This window comes from Aquiluna sp. KACHI24 (assembly GCF_025997915.1).
Classification (GTDB): Bacteria; Actinomycetota; Actinomycetes; order Actinomycetales; family Microbacteriaceae; genus Aquiluna.
Genome location: NZ_AP026677.1, coordinates 326,028 through 342,521, shown reverse-complemented (window position 1 = coordinate 342,521; position 16,494 = coordinate 326,028). Strand labels below are relative to the sequence as shown.

General features: G+C 54.8%; 17 protein-coding genes and 2 tRNA genes. 4 read left to right on the top strand and 15 right to left on the bottom strand.

Features of this window, described 5'->3' with window-relative positions; translation table 11 throughout:
* Nucleotides 1-2: 2 nt before the first annotated feature.
* Nucleotides 3-953, top strand: a complete 951-nt coding sequence (gene dapD, locus OO713_RS01775; RefSeq protein ID WP_264785945.1) for a 2,3,4,5-tetrahydropyridine-2,6-dicarboxylate N-succinyltransferase — start codon at nucleotides 3-5, stop codon at nucleotides 951-953.
* On the opposite strand, the gene thiL is transcribed toward dapD, so the two are convergent.
* Nucleotides 950-1,936 carry a thiamine-phosphate kinase gene (gene thiL, locus OO713_RS01770; protein ID WP_264785944.1) on the bottom strand — a complete coding sequence of 329 codons (987 nt, stop codon included), beginning with the start codon at nucleotides 1,934-1,936 and terminating at the stop codon, nucleotides 950-952. The two genes, dapD and thiL, sit on opposite strands and share 4 nt — an antisense overlap.
* 23 nt (nucleotides 1,937-1,959) lie before the next feature.
* Here thiL and OO713_RS01765 point away from each other — a divergent pair, with 23 nt between their 5' ends.
* Nucleotides 1,960-2,400, top strand: a complete 441-nt coding sequence (locus OO713_RS01765; protein ID WP_264785942.1) for a DUF3515 domain-containing protein — start codon at nucleotides 1,960-1,962, stop codon at nucleotides 2,398-2,400.
* Here the strand turns inward: OO713_RS01765 and OO713_RS01760 are convergent.
* The 6 genes from OO713_RS01760 to leuC are packed head-to-tail and all read right to left on the bottom strand — an operon-like array spanning nucleotide 2,397 to nucleotide 8,555.
* Nucleotides 2,397-3,455: a D-alanine--D-alanine ligase family protein gene (locus OO713_RS01760; RefSeq protein ID WP_264785941.1), complete on the bottom strand. Its 1,059-nt coding sequence runs from the start codon at nucleotides 3,453-3,455 to the stop codon at nucleotides 2,397-2,399. The two genes, OO713_RS01765 and OO713_RS01760, sit on opposite strands and share 4 nt — an antisense overlap.
* Nucleotides 3,455-4,453: an NAD(P)H-dependent glycerol-3-phosphate dehydrogenase gene (locus tag OO713_RS01755; RefSeq protein WP_264785940.1), complete on the bottom strand. Its 999-nt coding sequence runs from the start codon at nucleotides 4,451-4,453 to the stop codon at nucleotides 3,455-3,457. The genes OO713_RS01760 and OO713_RS01755 overlap by 1 nt, the downstream gene beginning before the upstream one ends.
* Complete coding sequence (locus tag OO713_RS01750) at nucleotides 4,450-5,214, bottom strand: lysophospholipid acyltransferase family protein (RefSeq protein ID WP_264785939.1); 765 nt, start codon at nucleotides 5,212-5,214, stop codon at nucleotides 4,450-4,452. Before OO713_RS01750 ends, OO713_RS01755 begins: the two co-directional genes overlap by 4 nt.
* A 2-nt stretch (nucleotides 5,215-5,216) precedes the next feature.
* Complete coding sequence (gene murA / locus OO713_RS01745) at nucleotides 5,217-6,533, bottom strand: UDP-N-acetylglucosamine 1-carboxyvinyltransferase (protein WP_264785938.1); 1,317 nt, start codon at nucleotides 6,531-6,533, stop codon at nucleotides 5,217-5,219.
* Complete coding sequence (leuD, locus tag OO713_RS01740; protein WP_264785936.1) at nucleotides 6,534-7,139, bottom strand: 3-isopropylmalate dehydratase small subunit; 606 nt, start codon at nucleotides 7,137-7,139, stop codon at nucleotides 6,534-6,536.
* A complete protein-coding gene (gene leuC, locus OO713_RS01735) occupies nucleotides 7,140-8,555 on the bottom strand; it encodes a 3-isopropylmalate dehydratase large subunit (protein ID WP_264785935.1) in 1,416 nt (471 codons plus the stop codon).
* Nucleotides 8,556-8,611: 56 nt separating this feature from the next.
* On the opposite strand from leuC, the gene OO713_RS01730 reads away from it, so the two are divergent.
* The gene (locus OO713_RS01730) at nucleotides 8,612-9,847 is read left to right on the top strand and encodes an MFS transporter (RefSeq protein ID WP_264785934.1); all 1,236 of its coding nucleotides are present in this window, start codon (nucleotides 8,612-8,614) and stop codon (nucleotides 9,845-9,847) included.
* 42 nt (nucleotides 9,848-9,889) lie between these two features.
* On the opposite strand, the gene OO713_RS01725 is transcribed toward OO713_RS01730, so the two are convergent.
* Nucleotides 9,890-9,962, bottom strand: a tRNA-Glu gene (locus OO713_RS01725).
* 46 nt (nucleotides 9,963-10,008) lie between these two features.
* Entirely contained in the window at nucleotides 10,009-10,902 is an 894-nt protein-coding gene (locus OO713_RS01720; RefSeq protein WP_264785932.1) for a YegS/Rv2252/BmrU family lipid kinase, read from the bottom strand.
* A 52-nt stretch (nucleotides 10,903-10,954) separates the two neighbouring features.
* On the opposite strand from OO713_RS01720, the gene OO713_RS01715 reads away from it, so the two are divergent.
* Nucleotides 10,955-11,584, top strand: a complete 630-nt coding sequence (locus tag OO713_RS01715) for an MBL fold metallo-hydrolase (RefSeq protein ID WP_264785931.1) — start codon at nucleotides 10,955-10,957, stop codon at nucleotides 11,582-11,584.
* Here OO713_RS01715 and OO713_RS01710 read toward each other — a convergent pair.
* The 6 genes from OO713_RS01710 to OO713_RS01685 all read right to left on the bottom strand — a co-directional run bounded on the left by OO713_RS01710 (nucleotide 11,581) and on the right by OO713_RS01685 (nucleotide 16,491).
* Nucleotides 11,581-11,964 (bottom strand): hypothetical protein, encoded by a 384-nt coding sequence (locus OO713_RS01710; RefSeq protein ID WP_264785930.1) that lies wholly within the window; start codon nucleotides 11,962-11,964, stop codon nucleotides 11,581-11,583. The two genes, OO713_RS01715 and OO713_RS01710, sit on opposite strands and share 4 nt — an antisense overlap.
* Nucleotides 11,965-11,983: 19 nt before the next feature.
* A tRNA-Gln gene (locus OO713_RS01705) sits at nucleotides 11,984-12,055 on the bottom strand.
* Nucleotides 12,056-12,084: 29 nt separating this feature from the next.
* Nucleotides 12,085-13,590: a glutamate--tRNA ligase gene (gene gltX / locus OO713_RS01700; protein WP_264785929.1), complete on the bottom strand. Its 1,506-nt coding sequence runs from the start codon at nucleotides 13,588-13,590 to the stop codon at nucleotides 12,085-12,087.
* A 14-nt stretch (nucleotides 13,591-13,604) separates the two neighbouring features.
* Nucleotides 13,605-14,357, bottom strand: a complete 753-nt coding sequence (locus OO713_RS01695; protein WP_264785928.1) for a fumarylacetoacetate hydrolase family protein — start codon at nucleotides 14,355-14,357, stop codon at nucleotides 13,605-13,607.
* Between the two features lie 6 nt (nucleotides 14,358-14,363).
* Complete coding sequence (locus OO713_RS01690) at nucleotides 14,364-15,449, bottom strand: branched-chain amino acid aminotransferase (RefSeq protein WP_264785927.1); 1,086 nt, start codon at nucleotides 15,447-15,449, stop codon at nucleotides 14,364-14,366.
* A gap of 10 nt (nucleotides 15,450-15,459) precedes the next feature.
* Nucleotides 15,460-16,491 (bottom strand): 3-isopropylmalate dehydrogenase, encoded by a 1,032-nt coding sequence (locus tag OO713_RS01685; RefSeq protein WP_264785926.1) that lies wholly within the window; start codon nucleotides 16,489-16,491, stop codon nucleotides 15,460-15,462.
* Nucleotides 16,492-16,494: the final 3 nt, after the last annotated feature.

Sequence of the window (16,494 nt, the reverse complement as noted above, 5' to 3'; positions counted from 1 at the left end):
CAATGAGCGATAACTACCTAACTGAGAAGGCCTGGGGCCACGGATTAGCCACCGTTTCAATGGATGGCATTTTGTTGGATGTCTGGTTTCCAAGCCCCGAGTTGGGGGCTGCTCCAAAGTCCGATTTGCAGTGGTTTGCCCCGCGTGAACTTGATGAGATGGTCGGTCAAGACGAGGTCCGCAATGTCCGCACCGAGGTAATCCGTGTTGAAATCGACCTCGATGCTCCCGTGGCCTCAACCCAAGACGCCTACTTGCGTCTTCACCTGCTCTCACACCTTTTGGTTAGGCCAAACACCATCAACCTCGAGGGCCTTATTCCCAACCTTCCGATTGTTGCTTTCACCAATCGTGGAGCGATGTCACTCGATGACTTCCGCTCTCGCACCATGACTTTGCGCAAGGCCGGCGTAGTCGCTCACTCGATTGATAAGTTTCCAAGACTCGTTGACTACGTGACTCCTGAGCGAGTTCGCATCGCCGATGCGAACCGCGTCCGTCTTGGTGCATACCTCTCCCCTGGCACCACGATCATGCACGAGGGTTTTGTGAACTTCAATGCTGGAACCTTGGGTGCATCCATGGTTGAGGGTCGTATCTCGCAGGGTGTTGTAGTCGGTGATGGCTCTGACATCGGTGGTGGCGCATCAATAATGGGCACCCTCTCCGGTGGCGGTAAGCACCGCGTTGAAATTGGTCAGCGCGCTTTGCTTGGAGCCAACTCTGGAATCGGCATTTCAATTGGCGATGACTCAGTCGTGGAGGCGGGTCTCTACCTGACCGCGGGCTCTAAGGTCACCCTGCATCTGGATGGTAGGACGCAGGTCGTGAAGGCAGCAGAGCTCTCTGGACTTCCCGGATTGCTATTCCGTCGCAACTCTCTAAACGGAGCAATCGAGGCAATCGCACGAGACGGCAAAGGTATTGAGCTCAACGCCCAGCTACACGGCTAGGACCGAATCGAGTCCCAGCCCTTTGGGCTAAGCGGCTGATCATCCAAAAGCACAGCACTTGTTTCCTGTGCAACCACTTCACCAATCACCTTGCAGCCAACCGGGAGCTTGGTGCCAGCAGGGACGGTTGCTAAGAACGAGTGATCCTCACCGCCATTTAGGACCCAATCGCGCTCATTGGCTGAAAATCCGCGAGCAGTCATCGATTGGGCAGCCAGCTCTAACACTGCTTCATAACCCAGGAGCGAGCTGGAGCGCAGCTTGAGCGTGACACCAGAGGCCTTGGCAATCCTGGCAGCGTCAGTGGATAACCCATCAGAAATATCGAGCATGGAGCTCGCCAGGGCCGCAAGCTCAAGTCCGGTCTGCAGCGGAGGGTTCGGTGCCAATTGAATGGATACCCACTCTGGGTATGCAGCTGCCAATGTTGGATCTGGAGCCAGGAGAAGATCTAGACCAGCTGCGGCACGACCCAGAGTTCCGGCAACCACAACCTGATCGCCAACCCTTGCACCCGAGCGCAACACTGGATCAGCCTCGAGCTCACCGTGCGCAGTGACCGCAATGACAACTTGATCACCGGCAGCCAAATCACCACCCACAACCTCACATCCCGGAAAAAGTGAATCAATTCCCGATTGCAACCCTTGGGCAAACTCCTCGAGCCAAGAAACCTTGGTGCTTTCTGGCACCACTAGCGCCACCACAATCGCGGTTGGTTTTGCTCCCATAGCAACAACGTCGGCAAGGTTCGTAGCTACCGCTTTCATCCCGAGCTGCCTGGCGGATGAGAGATCCAGACGAAAGTCCCGTCCCTGCACCATGGTGTCAGTGGTTACAACATATTTACCCTCAGACCGAATCACCGCAGCATCATCGCCTGATGGGACCAGGGTGTGGGAACCGGGCTTGAAGTGTGAAATGGCGCGCCTAAGCGCCTCACTCTCACCGAGTTCAAAGATCGTTGGGTCAGAAACACTCACCCGATAACGCTAGCCTGTAACCGATGCGAAAATTGTTCATTATCCCGGTTCTGCTGCTAGCTGGTTGCGCTCCGGTGGTTAATCTCCAAGCCGCGGAAGATGCCAACAACCCGCTCTGCGCCGAGGTTTCTGTGCGCGTACCGGACACGCTCGGAGAGCTTGAAAAACGCGAGACCAACTCCCAGGCCACAGCTGCCTGGGGTGAACCAACTGCAGTTCTAATGCGCTGTGGTTTGGAGGGTGTCGAGGTATCGACCCTGCCGTGTGTCACGGCCGGCGAGGTCGACTGGCTGGTCGATGACTCAGAGGCACCGACGTACAGATTCATTAGCTACGCCCGATTCCCAGCAGTCGAGGTCATCGTTGACTCAACACTCGCCAGCGGAGTGAGCGCTCTAGAGGGGTTATCGCAAGCGGTGTCGCAGATTCCTGCAACCAAGGCCTGCAGCAACATCCAGGGTTAGCGCGGATCGGTTCCGCGGGCCAAACCGGTTGCAATCAAGGTTTCGACCAATTCGCCGTAGCTGACTCCGGTTGCGGCAAACAGCGATGGATACATCGAGATGGGCGTGAATCCAGGCATTGTGTTGACCTCGGTTAGGACAAAGCCGGAATCGGTAAGGAAGAAGTCAGTTCTCGCTAAACCTGAACAACCAAGAGCCCTGAAGGCCTTGATAGCGAGCTGGTGCATTTGAGCTAGCTGTTCAGAACTCAGGTTGGTAGGCACCAAGAGATCCGCACCGCCGTCGAGATATTTAGCTTCAAAGTCATAGAACTCGCGACCGGTGACAACAATCTCTCCCGCTAGCGATAGTCGAAGCTCACCGCTTGGCTCCTCCAATACGGCGCATTCAACCTCACGGCCGTAAATTCGCTGTTCCACCAGCGCAGTTTGATCAAGCGAAAGAGCAAGCTCAATGGCAGCCTTCAGTTCGCTCTGTTCTTTTACCAAAGTGACTCCAACCGAGGAGCCCGAGCGAGAGGGCTTCACAAAGACATCGCCCTGCATGAACTGTTGCGCCCTCAGAAGCTCACGGTCAGGATCAAGTGAGTAGTTGGTGCGCTCAATAACTATTTCAGGTGCAACGGCTAGGCCAGCATCCCGGAACACACCCTTGGCCTTGGACTTCTCCATCGCCAAAGCAGAGGCCAGAACACCGTTGCCGACGTATGGAAGACCCAGTAACTGAATCAAACCTTGAACCGACCCGTCCTCACCGTTTGGTCCATGAAGCAGCGGGAAAACTAGGTCAAGCTCAACATCGTTGCCGCCGACAGTGACCACCCTTGACCCAGGCGTCAGGGCTATTGAGGGAGCATCTTCCGGCACAGTTGGCAGGTCAGCCAATTTCCAATTTGGGTCAATTGGGTGATGGACAAACCGACCCGATTGGGTGATTCCAATTGGAATTACGCGGTACTTAGCCCTATCGATCGCAGAGTAGACCCCGAGTGCAGTGACACAGGAGACCGAGTGCTCAGTAGAGGCTCCCCCGTATAGAAGTCCGATGGTTTTCATCACTCCACCTCCACGGCATCTTGCAGGTTGAGCTGTCGACCAAACTCACTTGGCTTCATCCGACCCTCCAGCACATCCGCAACCTGAGTAACAATCGGCATCTCAATGCCGTGTTGAAGTGCCAACTCTAAAACTGGAGCCACCGAGGTTAGGCCCTCTGCGGTCTGTTGCAGTTTCCTGACCACCTCACCCTTGGAAAAACCCTGACCCAGCATCTCTCCAGCGCGAAAGTTGCGAGAGAGCGAAGACTCGCTGGTGGCAATCAGATCACCAAGTCCTGCCAAGCCAAACAAGGTCTTGCGCTTGGCGCCGTGAACAACAGCGAACTTAGTAATTTCCGCCAGACCCCTGGTCATGATTGAGGCCTTCGTGTTTTGCCCATAGCCAAGACCGCTTACGATTCCAATGGCAACGGCGATTAGGTTCTTCAAGACACCACCGAGTTCAGTGCCAATGACATCGGTGTTGGTGAAAACCGTGAAGTAGTCGGAACTGCAAACCTGCGCAACACTCGCGGCACGCTCTGCATCGGCACATGCGCACACCGCCGCGGCCGGCTCTCCCTTGGCAATCTCAAGGGCAAGGTTTGGTCCTGAGATAACCGCAATTCTGGTCTTTGGCAATGAAGTGACCTGCTCGATGACCTCACTCATTCGAAGCCCGGTGCCCTGCTCAACACCCTTCATCAAGCTGATGACGATGGCGTCTTTGGGAATCAAGGCAGCCCAGTTCGCTAGGTTTTCTCGCAGGCTCTGCGCTGGGACAGCCAAATAGATCTGCTCTGCCTCCGAAAGCGCTGACTCAATGTCGCTGGTTGCAACGAGTTTCTCTGGGAGGTTGATGCCTGGTAGGTAGTCACCGTTTCGATGAGAGTGGTTAATCTCAGCGGCTAGGTCCTCACGGCGAGACCATAGCGTCACCTCAGTGCCACCGTCGGCGATCACCTTGGCAATCGTGGTTCCCCAGCTACCTGCGCCGAGGACAACGATTCGGCTCACTTCTTTTTCCTAAAGTTGCCGATCTCGGTCTGACCCTTTTGCGTTGGGTCCCAAAGCTCCTTCGGTGGCGTCTCGCCACGAAGTTCACCCACGATTGCTGCCACCTCGTGCATCACCTGTGCCGTTGCCTTGGAAAGCTGTTCGGTGGTCATAGTTTCAGCGTTTAGGTGATCAAAACGAATGGGCTTACCAATCTTGACCCTAACCATGTGAAGAGGGTTGGGCTTGAACTTCTTGGTGTAATTGGCCAGCACCTTCTCAACACCCCAGTGGGCAGCCGGAACAATCGGCAAGCCAAGTTCAACTGCCAGTCTGACCGCCCCTGACTTACCGCGCATCGGCCACAGGTCAGGGTCTCTAGTCAGAGTTCCCTCAGGGAAAATCACGACAACCTGGCCAGCCTTGAGAAGCTCTTTGGCAGCTCGCATCGGCTCTTCGTTGCCGCGACCTGAACGATAGACAGGTATCTGCCCCACCTTTGGCAGGATCCATCCCAGCACTGGAACTCGGAACAGTCCCTCCTTGGCGAGGTAGTGCGGGGCTCGTTTCATATGAAAGTAGACCGAATAGGCGAAAGCCATGGGATCTAGGTAGGAGAGGTGGTTTCCAACCAGGATGTATCCGCCTTTGGGCAGATTCTCGAGGCCTGTGGTTTTGACATTGAATAGAAGTCGAACAAGCGGAGCCAGAATCGAGGCCACAATTCTGAAAGCCCAGGTCTTTTCACGCTTTGGAACCTTGGGGACTCGAACCTCAGCCACGATTAGGCCTCGAACTCGAAGTCTGCGCCGAGGGATTCGAGCTTTTCGATGAAGTGCTCGTAACCGCGTGAGATCAGCTGAACGTTGGTGACCTTCGATGTGCCCTTTGCAGCCAAAGCCGCAACCACGTGCGAGAAGCCACCGCGGAGGTCTGGGACTCGAATGTCAGCGGCCTTAAGTTCAACCGGTCCAGAGATTACCGCCGAGTGATTGTAGTTGCGCTGTCCGAAGCGACATGGGTGTCCGCCCAAGCACTCCTTGTAGATCTGAATTTGGGCACCCATCTGACGCAGCGCTTCGGTGAATCCGAATCGATTTTCGTAAACGGTCTCGTGCACAATCGACAGACCCTGTGCTTGAGTCAGTGCAACAACGAGAGGCTGCTGCCAGTCGGTCATAAATCCCGGGTGCACGTCTGTCTCAATAACCACCGATTGCAGCTCGGTGCCAGGGTGATAGAAACGAATGCCATCAGGGTGAATCTCGAACGCTCCACCAACCTTTCGGAAGACGTTCAAGAAGGTCATCATCTCAACCTGGCGAGCACCACCAACGAAAATGTCGCCGCCGGTTGCAAGTGCTGCGGCAGCCCAAGAGGCTGCCTCATTACGATCGAACAGCGCGGAGTGAGTGAATCCCTCAAGGCGCTTGACTCCCTCGATGCGAATCACTCGATCAGTGTCAACTGAGATGATTGCACCCATTTTTTGCAAGATGCTGATTAGGTCGATGATCTCAGGTTCAATCGCAGCGCCCGATAGTTCAGTCTTACCCTCTGCGATGCAAGCTGATAGCAGCACCTGCTCGGTGGCACCAACCGATGGGTATGGAAGTGAAATCTTGGCACCGCGAAGCCCGTCTGGTGCACTAAGTCGAGTACCGGTTGGGAGCTTCTCGATGACAGCACCGAAGCTTCGGAGCACATCGAAATGGAAATCAACAGGGCGGTCACCGATCTCGCAGCCGCCAAGACCGGGGATGAAAGCCTCGCCCAGACGGTGAAGCAGCGGTCCGCAGAACAGGATTGGGATTCGTGATGATCCAGCATGAGCGTCGATGTCGACCATGCGAGCCTGCTCAACATTTGATGGATCAAGCTGCATGTCACCGGTAACCGGGTCATGCGAAATCGATACGCCGTGGAGCTGAAGGAGTCTTGCAACCACCTCAACATCGGAGATAAAAGGGACGTCCTTGAGAACTGATGGGGTTTCACCTAATAGCGCAGCCACCATGGCTTTTGTAACTAGGTTCTTCGCGCCTTTGAGCTCGATTCGACCAACTAGTGGCTTGCCACCGCGAATGGTGATTTGGCTCAATCAGACTCCTTTGGCTGGGAGGGTCCTAGGTTTCCAAGACTCTCTTTTTGCCTCATAAGCGGCTATCGCTGCTTCGTTTTGAAGAGTGATGCCAATGTCATCAAGGCCCTCCATAAGACGCCACTTAGTGTATTCGTCGATGTCGAATTTGACCGTTATTTCGCCCACGCTCAGGGTCTGAGCTGGCAAATCAACCTTTGCCGAAATCCCAGGATTCGACTCCAATACAGACCAGATCGCCTCGGTTTCCTCATCGGTGATGACACCGGTCACCAAACCCTGTTTTCCAGAGTTGCCGCGGAAGATGTCTGCAAACTTGGAGCTGAAAACCGCCTTGAAACCAAAGTCACGCAGAGCCCATACGGCGTGCTCTCGTGAGGAACCAGTTCCGAAATCTGGACCCGCAATCAAAATCTGCGCGTTTTGATAAGTCGGCTGGTTCAGCACGAACTCAGGATCCTGCTGACGCCAGTTAGCGAAAAGACCGTCCTCAAAGCCCGTCTTGGTGATGCGCTTGAGGTAGACCGCAGGGATGATTTGATCGGTGTCGACGTTGCTTCGCTTTAGGGGTGCGGCAACACCTTCGAAGGTAGAGATCTTCTCCATTTAGTTCTCCAAATCTGCCGGAGCGGACAGGGTGCCGCGCACGGCAGTCGCAGCTGCCACCACCGGTGATACCAGGTGAGTGCGAGCACCCTTACCCTGACGACCCTCAAAGTTTCGGTTCGAGGTAGAAGCTGCTCGCTCACCTGGAGCAAGTTGATCGGGGTTCATACCCAAACACATTGAGCAACCGGCGAACCGCCACTCCGCTCCGAACTCCTTGAAGACCTTGTCCAGGCCCTCTTCCTCGGCCTGCAGTCTCACCTTTTGAGATCCTGGCACAACCATCATGCGGACCCCATCGGCCTTCTTGCGACCCTTGATGATTTCTGCTGCTGCACGCAGGTCTTCGATTCGAGCATTGGTGCAGGAGCCCAGGAAGACAGTGTTCACCGCGATGTCTTTCATCTTGGTGCCAGGCTGGAGATTCATGTATTCCAGCGCACGCTCGGCAGCAGCACGCTCGTTTGGATCTTCGATCTCGCTCGGATTAGGAACGGTGTCCAACAGTGAAACGCCCTGACCCGGGTTAGTGCCCCAAGTGACAAACGGGTCAAGGGTGTTGGCATCGATGAATACCTCGGCGTCGAACACTGCACCCTCGTCGGTCTTCAGGGTCTTCCAGTACTCGACTGCCTTATCCCAGTCCTCACCCTCTGGGGCGTGCGGACGACCCTTCAGGTATTCAAATGTGATCTCATCTGGGGCAACCATTCCGGCGCGAGCGCCGGCCTCGATAGACATGTTGCAGATAGTCATTCTGCCCTCCATCGAAAGGGATCGAATCGCACTGCCACGGTATTCCAAAACGTAGCCCTGACCGCCACCGGTTGAAATCTTGGCGATTACCGCAAGGATGATGTCTTTGGCGGATACCCCGGGGCGAAGAGTTCCCTCAACGTTGATGGCCATCGTTTTGAAAGGCTTCAGCGGCAAAGTTTGGGTAGCGAGTACGTGCTCAACCTCACTGGTTCCGATCCCCATTGCAAGGGAACCAAAGGCACCGTGGGTCGAGGTGTGGGAGTCACCGCACACAATTGTTAGCCCTGGCATGGTCAGACCAAGCTGCGGACCGACAACGTGAACGATGCCCTGGTTCTTGTCTCCAAGCGAGTGGATTCGAACCCCGAACTCTTTGGTGTTATCGCGCAGGGCCTGAACTTGAGCGCGCGAGGTTGGCTCGGCGATAGGAAGGTGAATGTCGAGGGTTGGAGTGTTGTGATCCTCGGTGGCGATGGTGAGGTCTTTGCGTCTGATGTCTCGTCCTGCCAATCGCAGGCCATCGAACGCTTGCGGGCTGGTTACCTCGTGAATTAGATGGAGATCAATGTAGAGAAGGTCTGGAGCGCCGTTTTCACCCTTGACCACCAGGTGGTCATTCCAGAGTTTCTCAGCAAGCGTGAGGGGCTTCGGAGTCATGATTCTCCTCGGGTGTGGTGACTAAGCAAAGTTTAGCGGAGCACTAGATTGTTGGAGTGGCTCCAAATAATCAGCTCGACCTAGAACGTCTTCAAAGAAAGACAGTGAGAACCCTGATTTTTGGGCAGGCCCTGGGAGGCTTTGGTCTAGGTTCAACCCTCTCTGTTGGTGCCATCATGGCCGTTGAACTCTCTGGAAGCACGGCTTGGTCCGGAGCTGCCGCAACGCTAAGTACTCTGGGTAGCGCTTTCTCGGCAATTCCACTTGCCAATCTCGCCTATCGAAAGGGACGCAGAGTTGCCCTGGGATTTGGTGCTGCTCTGGCCATCTTGGGTGCGACGGGCATGATCCTGGCGACCATCTTGCGTTCGTTCCCAGTTGAATTAGTCGCATTGTTCTTGCTCGGAGCGGGTTCTGCAGTTGGCCTGCAAGCAAGATTTGCAGCGGTCGACCTGCCGCTCGAGAGACCCAAGGCTAAAGACCTCTCGCTCGTGGTCTGGGCAACCACAGTTGGTGCGGTAATCGGGCCGAATTTGATTGCGCCAGGTGAGAGCCTCGGGCTAAGCCTTGGACTACCTCACCTTGCCGGACCATTTCTCTTCACCATCGCAGCTCAAATCGGATCCACCATGGTGTTCTGGTTCGGTCTAAGACCAGACCCGCTGATTGTTGCCAGGGATTTGGCTGGGTTGAATCCGAACCGGAAGCGACCTGGCATGAAAGCTGCAATCGAGGTAATTCGAGAGTTTCCAGTAGCTGGCTACTCGGTTCTAACAATTGCACTTAGCCACATGATCATGGTTTCGGTCATGAGCATGACCCCCGCCCACCTCTCGGCAACCAATCACTCGCTTGCCGATGTTGGGTTCACAATCTCACTTCACATCGCTGGCATGTATGCGTTCTCGCCGATATTCGGCTGGCTAACCGATAAGACCAGCCCAAGGGTCACGATCGTGCTAGGCCAACTAATTTTCCTGACTGCGCTAGGTTTCGCAGGGCTTGGCTCCGAGACCTTCACGACGATCGTAATTGGACTATTTCTTTTGGGTCTTGGCTGGTCGGCGTCGACGGTCGCAGGTTCGGCACTGCTGTCACAGTCGCTGTCAACCGACAACAAGACGAAAGTTCAGGGTTTCAGCGACACCTTGATGAATCTCTCGGGAGCATTTGGTGGGGCGGTGTCTGGCACCATCCTCAGCCTCTATAGCTTCAGTGGGCTCAATGCCGCTGCGCTGATGCCAGTCTTGCTCATCGTTTTTGCCACCACGTTTTCACGCCGCTGGGCATAAAAAATCTCGCTCCCGAGATTTTGTCATCGAGAGCGAGATAAGTGACCCCAGCGGGATTTGAACCCGCGCTACTGCCGTGAGAGGGCAGCGTCCTAGGCCGCTAAACGATGGGGCCGTAAAGCAACCCGAGAAGTTTGCCACAAAATCCAAGGCTTAGCAATCTAAGCGCTAAAAACCTGCAGGCCCCCTGGGTGAAGGTCAACGCTGAAGGGCGCCTCCCCCACAAGCTCGCCATCACAGGAAATTGGGAAGTGGTCATTTGAGATTTTCACGGACTTTGCTTTGAAGATTTCCACCTCGGGAAACTTGATGTGCTCACCCTGGTAAACGGTTGGAAAGATCTTTAGGAGCTTGGGTCTTGATACCTCGTGAAGAATGAAGACTTCGAGATAACCGTCGGTGACATCGCTCTGCGGGGAGATTCGCATTCCGCCGCCAAAGTTCTTTACGTTTGCAACTCCACATAGCATTGCGCTGATCTCCCGCTTTTCACCATCGGCTTCGATCTGATACTTGATTGGTTTGAACTTCGGAAGCTCTAGCAGCATGGCTGCCACATAGGAGTTGGGGCCTTTTGGCCACTTCAATGAATTGGCCCGCTTTGCGCAGAGCGCATCGAAGCCAGCTGAGACCGAACCAAGGGACCAAAACTCTCGCTGCGAGGTCTTGACCTTCATCACATCCACTCGCCTAGGTGAGGCGAGGCTATTCACAATGTTTGCAACCGCCGCTTCCGGGTTACCAAGCGGGATGGAAAGTTCACGAGCCTGATCATTGCCGCTTCCTGCGGGAACCAATCCAAGCGGCACTTGATTTGGAACGCAGATGTTTACCCCGAGTTGGAAAGTGCCATCGCCTCCGACTGCAATGACTCCACCAAGCATCTGATCGGAGATCAACTTCTCAGCCTTAGCCTTGGCCAGCGCCGCGCTTTCGCTGGTCAAAGAGACAGTCTCAATACCAGCTGCCTTCAAAAGACTAAAGACCTTAGCTCCGACATCATTTCCGCGACCGCGGTTCGCAGCTGGATTGACCAAAACTCCGATTGGCTTCATTGCCCGCCCTCTCTCAGTGAGACAAACATAGACTTTTCCAGCAAGGAGCGCGATGCGAATCACTAAACACCACCACGCCATGTTGGAACTAGTCAACGAGGACAAGACCCTGGTCATTGACCCGGGAATGTATCAAACCGATTTGCCCGAGCTTGAGAACGTGGTAGCGGTGGTCTTCACCCACCTGCACGATGACCACTCCTTTGCGCCGCACGCAAAGGCCTTAGCGCAGCTTCCTGGCGTGCAGTTTCTTGGGCCAAAGGACGTGGCGGCAAAGCTATCTGAGATTGACATCCAGGTGGTTGCCCACGGCGACTTCGTAAAAGTCGGCCCCTTTGAGTTGGAATTCTCGGGAGATCTTCACCAGGAGATCCACCGATCGATTCCACTAGTCCAAAACGTCGGCGTGACCGTGAATCGAGAGCTCTTTTACCCCGGCGACGCCTACGTGTTCCCAGAGCACAGCTTTGAGATTTTGGCCTGCCCGTCCGCAGCCCCGTGGATGAAGATCTCGGACCTAATTGACTATTTAGAAGAACTTAGGCCAAAAGCGGCCTTTCCCACCCACAACGCGATTCTGAGTGATTTTGGAAATGTGCTGCAAAACAATCGCATCAAAGAATTCGTGGAAAAACACGGTGGCGAATTCCGCTATCTGTTGCCTGGCGAAAGCTGGAGCTAGAGGGCCACTAAAACGGCACTTAGCAGCATCGCCAGAGTGGTGCTACCCCAGAGTCTTTTCTCTTTTTGAGACTTCGTGATGTTGTTCATCAATGCGGCCAGACTTGCGAACCCAACCAACACCCAGTTCACAATCGCGTTCTGCTGTGCCGACAGCAGCGGGGTGAGGATTCCAGTTTGAGCTAGGTAGTGTCCTGAGATTGCGATCATGACCAAAAACGAGATGCCACTGGCAACGCGATAGGGAGTTGGAAGCTTGCCCTCTCGCTGACCTCCGTAGGCATACTCACCCAGTGGTGCACCCAGCGCTATTGCAAGCTGAAACAGAGCGGTTGCGAAGTAGGCAAAAACTAGAAAACCGGAGGCAAAAGACTCAATCATCTTTTCCTCCGGCCACTTGCTGGGGTACCTGGACTCGAACCAAGAACAAAGGAACCAGAAACCTTCGTGTTGCCAATTACACCATACCCCAAGGGTTGGACCTAGGTCCGAGGGACTATCTTAGCGGGATTGTGCGAATGCCTCTAGTCGCTTTTCGACCTCGGCCTTGCCCAAAATCTCCATCGACTCAAACAGCGGTGGAGTAACTCTTCTTCCTGAGATTGCCACTCGAACTGGTCCGAACGCATTTCTTGGCTTCTCGCCAAGACCCTCAACCAAAGCGGCGCTCAATGCCGCTTGAATACTTTCGGTGGTGAAGTCTTCGAGTCCGCGAATGGCCTCGAGAGCGGCGGTTACGATTGCCGCTGCGTTTTCGGGCAATCCACTTAGCGCTTCTGGCTCGAAGTGGATTTGATCGAGATTCTCAAACAAGAATCCAAGCATGCCCACTGCCTCAGATAGCACCGTGATGCGTTCCTGAACCAAAGGTGCGGAGGCATCCAAAATCTGGCGCTCACGGTCAGTTGGAGTCTTACCCATTACTCCCGCGGATTGCAGGTATGGAATGAGTCGAGACTTGAAATCTGCCGGATCCAAAAGCCTGATCTGGGAAGCGTTGATGGCGTCTGCCTTCTTTTGATCAAAGCGGGCCGGGTTTGGATTCACATCCTTGACATCAAAGTTCTCGCAAAGTTCCTGCATGGAGAAGATGTCTCGATCGGCTGAGATTGACCAGCCCAGCAGAGCGAGGTAGTTGAGAAGACCCTCAGGGATGAAGCCGCGATCGCGGTGCAGGAACAGGTTGCTTTCGGGGTTGCGCTTAGAGAGCTTCTTATTGCCCTCACCCATCACAAACGGTAAATGTCCAAATCTAGGGATGAACTTTGCAATGCCTGCCTCATACATCGCGTTGTAGAGCGCGATCTGACGTGGGGTAGAGGACAGTAGGTCCTCGCCGCGCAAGACGTGAGTAATGCCCATTAGGGCATCGTCAACCGGATTCACCAGGGTGTAAAGCGGCTGACCGCCTGGGCGAACCACGACAAAGTCAGGGAATGAGCCTGCTGGGAAAGTAATCTCGCCACGAACCAGGTCGGTGAAGCTGATGTCCTGATCTGGGACTCTCAGTCGCAGTGCTGGCTGACGACCCTCGGCTTGGTAACGAGCACGGTCTTCGTCACTGAGTTCACGCTCAGAGTTGTCATAGCCAAGCTGCACAGCCCTGCCGTTTGCAACGTTACGGGCCTCGATCTCCTCTGCCGTGAGGTAGCTCTCATAGATGTGTCCTGAGGCCTTTAGCTTCTCTACAACATCCTGATAAATCCCGGTGCGCTGGGACTGGCGGTAGGGCTCGTTTGGTCCACCTACATCGATTCCTTCATCCCAGTCCATGCCCAGCCAGCGGAGCGCATCGACAATCTGGTGGTAGCTCTCCTCAGAGTCCCTAGCGGCATCGGTGTCTTCGATTCGAAACACAAACTTGCCACCGGTGTTGCGAGCATACGCCCAGTTGAACAGCGCGGTGCGCACTAGTCCGACGTGTGGGGTACCAGTAGGCGATGGGCAAAAACGAACCTTGATATCAGATCCGGTTGCAGAAGTTGTGGGGGCAGTAATTAGCGACATAGCAATCCAAAAGCCTAGGCCACAGGATTAGCTAAAACACCAATCCCCTTGATTTCGCACTCCACGAAATCGCCCTTTTCAATCTTTGAGATACCCGCAGGAGAGCCGGTCAAAATCACATCACCTGGGTTCAAGGTCACGTTCTGACTGACATAGCTCAGGATTTCTCGCACCCCGAAGTTCATATCGGTTGAGAAGGCGTGCTGCCTGACCTGACCGTTGATGCGCGCCTCCAGCAAGGCACCCTCGTAGTCAAACTCAGTCTCGATCCAGGGGCCAAGCGGACAGAAGGTATCAAAGCCCTTAGACCTAGCCCACTGCAGATCGGTGAACTGAAGATCTCTGGCGGTCACATCGTTACCGATGGTGAAACCAAGGATGTAGTCATCAACCTGCTCGATTGGGACGTTCTTTGCAGTCTTTCCAACCACGATTGCCATCTCGCCCTCGAGCTCGACCTGCTCGGACTGCCATGGCAGTTCTATTGGCTTGCCTGGATCTTGAATCGCACTGGATGGCTTGAAGAACATCAGCGGCTCATCTGGGACATCTTGCGCAATCTCAGCGGCGTGAGCGGAGTAGTTCATACCAATGCAAACGATTTTGCTGGGTTGGGTTGGAGCTAAGAGCTCAACCTCACTCAGCGCTACGGTCAACTGCGTGGGCTGGAAATCCCCAAACGGTGAACCTGAATAAACCTGAACGCGGTCCCCCGCCACAACACCGAAGGCGACTTTGCCTTCGTGTTGGAATCTTGCAATTCGCATAGCTCCCTAGTCTGCCAGCTTTACCAACCAGTTGTGACGATCTGCAACGCGTCCATACTGAATTCCGGTGAGCTCGGTACGGATATCAACTGTCAGGGCACCAGGTTCATTTCCGCCGATGACGATCTCTTCTCGTTCGGATTTGAGAACACCGACCGGGGTGACAACGGCCGCGGTGCCGCAGGCAAATACCTCTACGATCTCGCCCGTTGAGACACCCTCACGAACCTCATCAAGCGAAATGCGGCGCTGCTCAACTGACAGGCCACGGTCCTCGAGCAGCGTGATGATTGAATCACGAGTGATGCCGTGCAAGATGGTGCCATCTAGGGATGGGGTAGCGATGTGGCCGTCCTTGTAGACAAAGAACAGGTTCATGCCACCGAGCTCTTCGATGTAGGTTGCGGTCTCAGCATCCAGGAACATCACCTGGCTGCAGCCATTTTCATAACCCTTTTGCTGAGCCAACAAGGATGCGGCGTAGTTTCCACCGGTCTTAGCCTCACCGGTGCCGTGCTTACCGGCACGCGAGGAGTCAAGTGCAATCCAGATTGAGACGGGCTTGATGCCGCCGGTGAAGTAAGGACCAACCGGGGATGCGATTACTCGGTACTCAGCTCGCTGAGCAGCTCTAACACCCAAAAAGTTTTCGGCAGCGATCTCGAACGGTCTGAAGTACAAGGTCTTTTCACCCTCTGGCGATGGCACCCAGGCACCATCAACCGCAATTAGCTCCCGAAGCGAGTCCACAAAGACATCGACGGGTAGCTCTGGAAGCGCCATTCGATAGGCCGAACGCTGCAGGCGACGGGCGTTGGCCTCTGGCCTGAAGGTCCATATGGAGCCATCCTCGTGACGATAGGCCTTGATGCCCTCGAAGATCTCCTGGCCATAGTGCAATACCGCCGCGGATGGGTCCATCATGATCGGGCCGTAAGGGATCACCTGAGCGGAGTGCCAGCCCTTGTCCTTCTCCCAAACCACGACCACTTGGTGATCGGTGAAGTGGGTGCCGAAGGTTGGGTTGGCAATGATTGCCTCACGCTCGGCATCGGGAACTGGGTTTGGGTTCCTAGTTACTTCAAACTGCATTTTCGCTACCTCAAATCAGGTTCAGGATGCTTTGAGCCACCTCGTCAGTGGAGCGCTTTGCGGCTCCACGACTGAGCAAATCTTGCGCAACGGCGCGCTCGATACGCTCAGCGGACTGAGTGAATCCAAGGGTTTTTGATAGAAGAGCCGCGGAAAGGATTGCCGCAGTTGGATCAGCCAGGTTTTTTCCGGCGATGTCTGGTGCAGAACCATGAACGGGTTCGAACATGGATGGGTATGCACCAGTTGGATTTAGGTTAGCCGATGCCGCCAGACCAATGCCACCGGTGATAGCGGCAGCCAAGTCGGTGATGATGTCACCGAAAAGGTTGTCAGTCACAATGACATCGAAGCGCTGCGGAGACTGCACCATGTGGATAGTTGCTGCATCGATGTGCATGTAGTCATGGGTTACCTGTGGGTACCTCGCGGCAACCTCATCCACCATGCGCAGCCAAATCTTGCCAGCGTGCACCAGTACGTTTGTCTTGTGCACAAGGGTCACGTGCTTTCGCTCTCGCCCTGAGGCTAACTCGAAGGCATACTCAACCGCGCGGCGAACACCGAAGGCAGTGTTGACCGAAACCTCATTTGCGATTTCGTGTTCGGTACCAACTCGAATCGCACCACCGTTTCCCACATATGGACCTTCGGTGCCCTCGCGGACAACAACAAAGTCGACGCTTGGCTCACCGCGCAGCACGGACTCAACGCCGGGGAAAAGCCTTGAAGGTCTTAGGTTGATGTGGTGGTCAAAGGCAAATCGAAGCTTGAGAAGTAGACCGCGCTCTAGGACTCCGGATGGAACACGTGGGTCGCCAATAGCGCCAAGCAGAATCGCATCGTGTTGTTTTAGCTGAGCCAGATCATCATCGGTCAGTGCTTCGCCCGTGGCGAGATAACGATCGGATCCAAGGTCGTAGTTGGTGATCTCAAGTTCAGCCTGACCGGCTAGAGCCTTATCCAGGGCAGCTAAGCCCACCGAGGTGACCTCGGGTCCGATGCCATCTCCGGCAATCACAGCAAGGTTAATTCGCTTCAATTG